Source organism: Anaeromyxobacter sp. SG64, assembly GCF_022690745.1.
Classification (GTDB): domain Bacteria; phylum Myxococcota; class Myxococcia; order Myxococcales; family Anaeromyxobacteraceae; genus Anaeromyxobacter; species Anaeromyxobacter soli.
Map to the genome: position 1 here is coordinate 21,951 of NZ_JALCZB010000053.1, position 6,000 is coordinate 27,950.

Genomic DNA, 6,000 nt, shown 5'->3' on the forward strand with positions numbered 1-6,000 from the left:
CCGCCCGCGCCAGCGCCTTGACGGCGCGCGGCGCGGGCTGTTACGACCCGCCGGCGCGCTGGCCGCCCGGTCGCGCGCCCCCGACCATGACCGTCCAGCACGAGACCGCCCGCCGGCGCACGTTCGCGATCATCTCCCACCCCGACGCGGGCAAGACGACGCTCACCGAGAAGCTCCTCCTCTACGGCGGCGTCATCCAGCTCGCGGGCGCGGTGAAGGCGAAGCGCGGCCGCGCCAACGCGGTGAGCGACTGGATGGAGATGGAGCGCGAGCGCGGCATCTCCATCACCACGAGCGTCCTGCAGTTCCCGTATCGCGGGATGCAGATGAACCTGCTCGACACCCCCGGCCACGCCGACTTCAGCGAGGACACCTATCGCACGCTCCACGCCGTCGACGGGGCGGTGATGCTCCTCGACTCGGCCAAGGGCGTCGAGGCGCAGACGCGCAAGCTGTTCCGGGTCTGCCGGCAGCGCGCCATCCCCATCTTCACCTTCGTGAACAAGATGGACCGGCCCGGCCGTGAGCCCTTCGAGCTCATCGGCGAGGTGGAGAGCGTCCTCGGCATCGGCGTCTACCCGATCACCTGGCCGGTGTTCCGCGGCGGCACCTTCGCCGGCGTCTACCACCGCGTCGCGCGGCGGGTGTACCTCTTCGACCCGGCGCACTCCGGCTCCTCCGCGGGCGTGGGCGCCGAGCGTCCGCCGGTGGAGGTCAGCGGCATCGACGATCCCGCCGTCCGGGAGGCCCTCGACGACGCGGGCTATGCCCGGCTCCGCGAGGACGCCGAGCTGCTCGAGGCGGCGGGCGACGACTTCGATCGCGCGCGCTTCGAGGCGGGCGAGCTCTCGCCGATGTTCTTCGGGAGCGCGGTCAACAACTTCGGCCTCGAGGCGTTCCTCGACACGTTCATCGAGCTCATGCCGCCGCCGCGCCCGCGCGAGTCCGACCAGGGGCCCGTCGCGCCGGCGCAGGACGAGTTCAGCGGGTTCGTCTTCAAGATCCAGGCGAACATGGACAAGGCCCACCGGGATCGCGTGGCCTTCCTGCGCATCTGCTCCGGCCGCCTCACGCGGGGCATGAAGGTCCACAACGTGCGCTCGGGCAAGGAGGTGCGGCTCGCGACGCCGACGCAGTTCATGGCGCGCGATCGCACCATCGTCGACGAGTCCTACCCCGGCGACGTGGTCGGCATCCACGACACCGGCGCGCTCGAGATCGGCGACACCCTGACCGGCGGCTCCCGGTTCATGTTCGAGGGCATCCCGAGCTTCGCCCCCGAGCACTTCCGGCGCCTCGCGCTCGTGGACCCGCTCCGCCGCAAGCAGTTCGCGCGGGGCATCGAGCAGCTCGCCCAGGAGGGGACGGTGCAGCTCTACCGGCCGCCCGCGGGCCGCGCCGGCGACCTCGTGCTGGGCGCGCTCGGGCAGCTGCAGTTCGAGGTGGTGAAGTACCGCCTCGAGTCGGAGTACGGCGTCGAGGTCCGCGTCGAGGCGGTGCCCTACCAGCTCGCGCGCTGGGTGAGCCGCGCCGACGGGAAGGCCATCGACGTCGAGGACTTCCCGAGCGGCGTGGAGGGCCTCCTCGTGCTGGACGTGCGGGACCGGCCCGTCGTGCTCTTCGACCGCGAGTGGGCGCTCCGCACGGCGGAGCGGCTCCACCCGGAGCTGCGGTTCGCGGAGACCGCGAGCGGCGTCGTCGTCCGCGCGGCCTGATGGACGAGAAAGAGCCGCTCGCCCCTCGAGGAGCTCGGGGCGGGCGGCGGGTTACTTTCGGTGAATCCGCCCCGCCCGCGGTGGCGAGGCGCACGAGACTGGAGCCGAGACGGGCACCCACAGCGACGAGCGCCGAGGCGTACTGCTTCCGTACGCCGCAGGCGCGAGGAGCGAGGACGCCCGTCGCAGGCCCGGGATCGTGCGCCGCAGCTACATGGAGCGCGCGTCCGCGCCGGCAACAGCCCGCGCCTGCGGCGGGAAGACGGCCGGGGCCTCCTCGCGCTTCGCCGCCCGGCGGCCGATGCGGATGCGGACCTCCTTCTCCGGGATGCTCACCGAGATGCTCACGTAGCTCAGCATGGCGAGCACCACCGCCACGAGGAGCAGCACCGCGGCCATGCCGTAGGCGCCGGCGTACGAGCCGGTCTGGTCGGCGATCTTGCCGGCGAGCGTCGGGCCGAGCACGCCGCCCACGCCCCACGCCGTGAACAGGATGCCGTAGTTGAGGCCGAGGTTCTTCGTGCCCCAGTTGTCGGCCGCCGTCGCGGGGAAGAGCGAGAGGCACGCGCCGTAGCTGAAGCCGACCACCGCCGAGCCGAGGATGAAGGTCGCGATCGTGGAGAAGCTCGCGAAGAACATCATCGCCACGGCCTGCAGCACGCAGACGAGGCCGATGGTGACCACGCGGCCGATGTAGTCGGAGATGATGCCGGCCACGATGCGGCCGCTCGCGTTGAAGATGGCGAGCAGCGCGACGAACACGAACCCGACCTTGATGGAGTTCTGCGACTGCACGGAGACGATCTTCGCCATGTGGCCGATGATCATGAGACCGGCGGTGGCGGCGCAGGCGTACTGGATCCAGAGCGACCAGAACGTGGGGGTGCGCACCATCTCCTGCCACGTGCGATCGGGGCCGACGCCCGCCTTCGCCGCCGCCTTCGCGGGGGAGAGCGGGGTGGGCGGGTTCGCGACGAGCTGCGCGAAGCCGGTCGCCGTCACGAGGAACGCGATGCCGAGGATGCGGAACGCGCCGGCGACGCCGTAGGAGGCGATGAGGTACTTCGAGAGCGGCGCGATGTACACCGGCGCCAGGCCGAAGCCGCCCACCACGATGCCGGTGATGAGCCCCTTCTTCGCGGGCGGGAACCACTTCACCGCGGCCGGCGTCGTCGCCGAGTAGCCGAGGCCGAAGCCGGTCCCGCCGAGGAGCCCGAAGCCGAGCAGCGCGGGCCAGGTCGTCTCGGCAGAGGCGAAGCTCGCGACGATGAGGCCGAGGCCGGTGAGCACGCCGCCCGCGGACGCGACGACGCGGGGCCCCAGCCGATCCTGAAGGCGGCCGGCCGGCACCATCATCAGGGCGAAGCACGCGATCGCGACCGTGTAGGGCAGCGTGGCGGCGGTCTTCGTCCAGCCGAACCCGCCTCGCTCGACGGACTCGACGAGCTGCTTCGAGAAGACGCTCCAGGCGTAGAGGATGCCGAGGGCGAGGTTGAGGCCGGTGCCGGCGAGGACGACGATCCATCCGCGTCGTGACATGTTTGATCTCCTAGAGGCGGCCGGGCCGGAGCTGTCGCAGGCTCGCGATGTTTTCGGGGCCGCAGGCGTGGCGAAAAGAGCACGGGGGCGGCGCGTGTGTCACCTATCGCGCGGGGTGCATATCGACCGGTGAGGTGCACCATATGCGCGAACGGCGAAGGCGACATTGGCTCGTCGGGTGCGACCCGAAGGCGCGGGAGAGAGATGCCGGATCGCTTGCCGCGCAGTTGTTTCGTCGCGCCCCATTGGACGCGCACAATGGTGCGTCCACACGCGCAGATTGTTTTCCGAAGACGCAGAATCTTCCGAAGACGCAAATCGTTCGTCGCTCCCCCGGAGGGCGGCGTGACGCCGACTCGGCTCGCGTGCGGCCGCTCGTCACGCCCCTGCGGGCGCGTCCGGGGTCGCGCCGGAGGCGGCCGCGGCGCGGACCGGCGTGCCGGTCGCGCGCTCTAAACGGCCGATCTCGATCCGCGAACAGGCGAGCGAAGCGAGCCCGCCGGGGCGACGCCGCGGAGGCGGCGAAGCCGCTCGCGGCGTTGCACGGGACCCGGCGAGCAGGGGGCGTCACCGAAGGTGATCGCGAATCACGAACTGTCGTTCAGCGGAGCCCGTCGCCCTCCACGACGCGCCCCTCCGCGCCGGGGTCGAGCGCGAGGCGCACGAGCGCCGAGGCGAGCGCGGCGCCGGACGTGGACCGCCAGCGCGCGGCGAGCCGGCGCGCGCCGAGCCGGGAGGCGACGGAGAGCGCCGCGTCGGACACGCGCGCGGCGGCGCGCTCGAGCGGGCGCGGCTCGTCGCGATCCGGTCCGGTCACGAAGGCCGGCCGCGCGACGACGAAGGGCAGGCCGCTCGCGCGCAGGTCGCGCTCGAGCCGGGCGCGCGCCGAGAGGTACGCGCTGCGGGTGCCCTCGTGCACCCCCGCGGACGACAGGTATACGAAGCGCGGCCGGGCGCCGCTCGCCACGGCCGCGTCGAGGAGGAGCCGGGTGAGCCCGTAGTCCACGGAGGCGTAGCTCTCCGTGACGCCGTGGCGCGCGGCGGCCCGCGCGCGGCGGCGCGTGGTCCCGAGCAGCGCGAACACGAGGGTCGGCCGGACGCGGGCGAGGGTGGCCGCCATCGCCGGTCCGGCCCAGGGCGTGGAATCCACCTCCGCGCCCAGCGCCGCGAAGCGCGCGCGCCACGCGCCGGCGCTCGCCGAGTCGGGCCGCACGTGCGCGACCGTGCGGACGCCCGCGGCGCGCAGCGCGCGCACGACCTCACGCCCGGTGTAGCCGGTGGCGCCTGCGACGAAGGCGGTGTGCATGCGGCGACCTCCTCGGTGTGGGCGATCCTCCCTCCCCTCGCCCAGGGGACGCGCGCCTTCGTGCGCGACCTCCCCGATCGTGCCATGCTGCGTCCCGCCGCGCCCGCATCGCGCGGAGGGAGGGAACATGGCAGCACTCGTCGTCCTCGCGCTCGTCGCCGCGGTCGCCGTCGGCTGGGTGGTGCTCCACAACGGGCTCGTCACGCGGCGGAACGCGTTCCGCAACGCGTACGGCCAGATCGACGTGCAGCTCCAGCGGCGCTACGACCTCATCCCGAACCTGGTCGAGGCGACGCGCGCCTACCTCGCCCACGAGCGCTCCACCCTCGAGGCGGTGGTCGCCGCGCGCAACCAGGCGGTGGTCGCCGCGCGCGCCGCCGCCGCGCACCCGGGGGAGGGCGCCTCCATGGAGCGGCTCGCCCAGGCCGAGGGCGCGCTGGCCGGGCCGCTGTCCCGGCTGCTCGCCGTCGCCGAGGCGTACCCCGACCTGAAGGCGAGCGAGTCGGTGGGGCGCCTCGTCGAGGAGCTCACCTCGAGCGAGAACCGCGTGGCGTTCGCGCGGCAGGCCTACAACGACGCCGTGATGGACTACAACAACGCGCGCGAGACGTTCCCCGGGACGCTCGTCGCGGGCGGGTTCCCGGAGGCGAGGCCGCTCGACATCTCCGCCCCGCAGGCGCGCGAGGCGGTGCGGATCGCGCTGTGACCGCCGCCGGCGCTCCCGGTGACGGCGCGCGGCGGGCGGCCCCGTGACCCGCTCCACGCTCGACTTCTTCGCCGCGAAGGCGTCGGCGAGGCGGCGCACCGCGGTCCTCGTCGCGCTCTTCGCGCTCGCCTGGGCGAGCACGATCGCGGTCGTCTACGCGATCGTGGTCTGGGTCGCCAGCGCCCAGCCGCGGCTCCTCGGCCCCGGCCCGCTCCGCACGCGGGACCTCCTCGGCGTCGCCGGGATCGTGACGCTCGTGACGGCCGGCGGCGCCCTCGTGCACGCGGTCCGGCTCGCGAGCGGCGGCGGCCGTGCGGTCGCCGAGCTGCTGGGCGGGTTCCCCGTGGACCCCGACACCCAGGACGCGGCGGAGCGGCGCCTCGTGAACGTCGTGGAGGAGATGGCGATCGCGGCGGGCGTCCCGGTCCCCGCGCTGTACGTGCTCCCGTTCGAGCGCAACCTCAACGCGTTCGCGGCCGGGTTCTCCCCGGATCACGCGGTCGTCGCGGTGACGCGCGGCGCGCTCGAGGGGCTCACGCGCGACGAGCTGCAGGGCGTCGTCGCGCACGAGCTCTCTCACGTCGTGAACGCCGACACCCGGCTCAACCTGCAGCTCATCGCGCTCGTCGGCGGCCTCACCTCGCTCGCGCTCGTCGGGCGCGCCCTCGTGCGGGCCGGGGCCGGCGGCGAGGGGCGGCGCGGCCGCGGCCGGGGCGGCGCGGCCGGGCTCGCGC

General features: G+C 73.8%; 5 protein-coding genes. 3 read left to right on the forward strand and 2 right to left on the reverse strand.

Features of this window, described 5'->3' with window-relative positions; translation table 11 throughout:
* The first annotated feature begins 86 nt into the window (after positions 1–86).
* The gene (locus tag MNZ29_RS15550; protein WP_242339697.1) at positions 87–1,715 is read left to right on the forward strand and encodes a peptide chain release factor 3; all 1,629 of its coding nucleotides are present in this window, start codon (positions 87–89) and stop codon (positions 1,713–1,715) included.
* Between the two features lie 210 nt (positions 1,716–1,925).
* Here MNZ29_RS15550 and MNZ29_RS15555 read toward each other — a convergent pair whose 3' ends face one another.
* Positions 1,926–3,254, reverse strand: coding sequence for an OFA family MFS transporter (locus tag MNZ29_RS15555; protein ID WP_242339694.1), 1,329 nt, complete (start codon positions 3,252–3,254; stop codon positions 1,926–1,928).
* Between the two features lie 601 nt (positions 3,255–3,855).
* Complete coding sequence (locus MNZ29_RS15560) at positions 3,856–4,560, reverse strand: SDR family oxidoreductase (protein WP_242355812.1); 705 nt, start codon at positions 4,558–4,560, stop codon at positions 3,856–3,858.
* Between the two features lie 127 nt (positions 4,561–4,687).
* Here MNZ29_RS15560 and MNZ29_RS15565 point away from each other — a divergent pair, with 127 nt between their 5' ends.
* Both MNZ29_RS15565 and MNZ29_RS25010 read left to right on the forward strand, forming a co-directional pair.
* Positions 4,688–5,266, forward strand: coding sequence for a LemA family protein (locus MNZ29_RS15565; RefSeq protein ID WP_242339690.1), 579 nt, complete (start codon positions 4,688–4,690; stop codon positions 5,264–5,266).
* A gap of 43 nt (positions 5,267–5,309) precedes the next feature.
* Positions 5,310–6,000: M48 family metalloprotease (locus MNZ29_RS25010; protein WP_242355814.1), on the forward strand; the 691-nt coding region annotated here is incomplete at its 3' end.